The 1,996-nt window shown below is 74.2% G+C and carries 2 protein-coding genes; both read left to right on the forward strand.

Features of this window, described 5'->3' with window-relative positions; translation table 11 throughout:
• The coding region (locus HGA02_RS17730) for an ABC transporter substrate-binding protein (RefSeq protein ID WP_168680558.1) at positions 1 to 1,067 on the forward strand (1,067 nt) is incomplete at its 5' end.
• Positions 1,064 to 1,918 (forward strand): ABC transporter permease, encoded by an 855-nt coding sequence (locus HGA02_RS17735; protein ID WP_168680560.1) that lies wholly within the window; start codon positions 1,064 to 1,066, stop codon positions 1,916 to 1,918. The genes HGA02_RS17730 and HGA02_RS17735, both read left to right, overlap by 4 nt.
• Positions 1,919 to 1,996 lie beyond the last annotated feature (78 nt).

Genomic DNA, 1,996 nt, shown 5'->3' on the forward strand with positions numbered 1-1,996 from the left:
CCCGGCTCGCCGCCGCGGTCCTCGCCACCGCGCTGGCCGGCGCGCTCGCCGCGTGCTCGGGGGCCAGCGCGCAGACCACCGGCGACCCCACCGCCGCGACCGACGACCTGCCCACCGAGATCCCGGCGGGCACGTCGCTCGTCATCGGCGACCCCGTCACGCAGAAGGCGGTCGAGATCGCCGGCGGCGACCTCGACGCCGACCTCGGCTTCGACATCGAGTGGGCCAACGTGTCCGGCGGCCCCGCGACGACCGAGGCGTTCCGCGCCGGGTCGCTCGACATCGGGTCCGTCGCCGACATCCCGCCGATCCACGCGACGTGGACCGGGCTCGACGTGCGGATCATCGCGGCGTCGTACCGCGAGGACTGGGAGGACTTCCCGATCTACGAGTTCGGCGTCGCGCCGGGCGTCGAGGGCGTCGACTCGCTCGAGGACTTCGCGGGCCACCGCATCGCGTACAGCCCCGGTCAGGCGCAGGGCGTCATCGTGCTGCGCGCGCTCCAGGAGGCCGGGCTGGACCTCGACGACGTCGAGCTCGTCGAGCTGCCCAGCACGGGCGACGTCTACCCGACGGCGCTCGCCGCGGGCGAGGTCGACATCGCGCCCATCGGCGGCGTGCAGATCGCGCGGTACGTCGACCAGTACGGCCAGGACGGCGCGCACACCGTCACGCACGGCCTGCGCGACGACCCGGGCGTGCTCTACGTCCCGACGTCGACGCTCGACGACCCCGCCAAGGCCGCGGCGCTGCGCGCGTACGTCCGGCTGTGGGCGCAGGCGAAGCTGTGGGTCGAGGACCACCCCGACGAGTGGGTGCAGGGCTACTACGTCGAGGACCAGGGGCTGTCCGAGGAGGACGGCCGCTACCTCGTCGAGCACGCCGGCACGCCTGACATCCCCGCCGACTGGACCGAGGCGATCGAGCGCCACCAGGAGACGATCGACCTGCTCGCCGAGGCCACCGGGAACGACCCGCTCGACGCCCCCGACCTGTGGGACCAGCGGTTCGCGCCCGTCATCGCGGAGGCCGTCGAGGAGTACCGGGCGGGGGCGAGCAGCCGATGACGACGCTCACCGCACCCCGGGCGCTCGCGTCACCGCGCGCGCTCAGCCGCCCGGCGACGACCCGTCGCCGCGCCACCCGCCGCCTCGGACCCGGCCGCAGCATCCCCGGCGGCGCAGCGCTCGGGCTGCTCGCGCTCGTCGCGTTCTGGGCCCTCGGCAGCGCGACGGGGTTCATCGACCAGCGCACGCTCTCCGCACCCTGGACGGTCGTCACCACCGCGGGCGAGCTCATCGAGTCCGGCCGCCTGCAGGAGAACCTCGCGGTGTCCGCGCAGCGCGCGCTGCTCGGCCTCCTGCTCGGCATCGTCCTCGGGACCCTCCTCGCGCTCGTGTCCGGCCTCACCCGCATCGGGGAGGCGCTCATCGACGGGCCCGTGCAGGTCAAGCGGGCCATCCCGAGCCTCGCGCTGCTGCCGCTGCTCATCCTGTGGCTCGGCATCGGCGAGACGATGAAGGTCGTCACGATCCTGCTCGGCGTCTTCGTGCCCGTGTACATCCACACGCACAACGGCCTGCGGACGATCGACGCGCGGTACGTCGAGCTCGCCGAGACCGTCGGGCTGTCGCGCTGGCAGTTCGTGCGCCGCGTCGTCCTGCCGGGCGCGCTGCCCGGGTTCCTGCTCGGCCTGCGGTTCGCCGTGACCGGTGCGTGGCTCTCCCTCGTCGTCGTCGAGCAGATCAACGGCACCGCGGGGATCGGCTACATGATGGAGCTCGCGCGCACCTACGGGCAGACCGAGATCATCGTCGTCGGCCTCGTCCTGTACGGCGTCCTCGGCTTCGGCTCCGACGCGCTCGTCCGCCTCGTGCAGAGGAGGGCGCTCGCATGGCGACGCACGCTCGCGGACTGACCCGCGCACCCGGGATCCCCGCCCTGCCCGACGCGCCCGCGACGGCGCTCGCCGACGGCGCTCCGGCGCCCGCCGGTC

The sequence above is a fragment of the Cellulomonas septica genome (genome assembly GCF_012396155.1).
GTDB classification, from domain to species: domain Bacteria; phylum Actinomycetota; class Actinomycetes; order Actinomycetales; family Cellulomonadaceae; genus Cellulomonas; species Cellulomonas septica.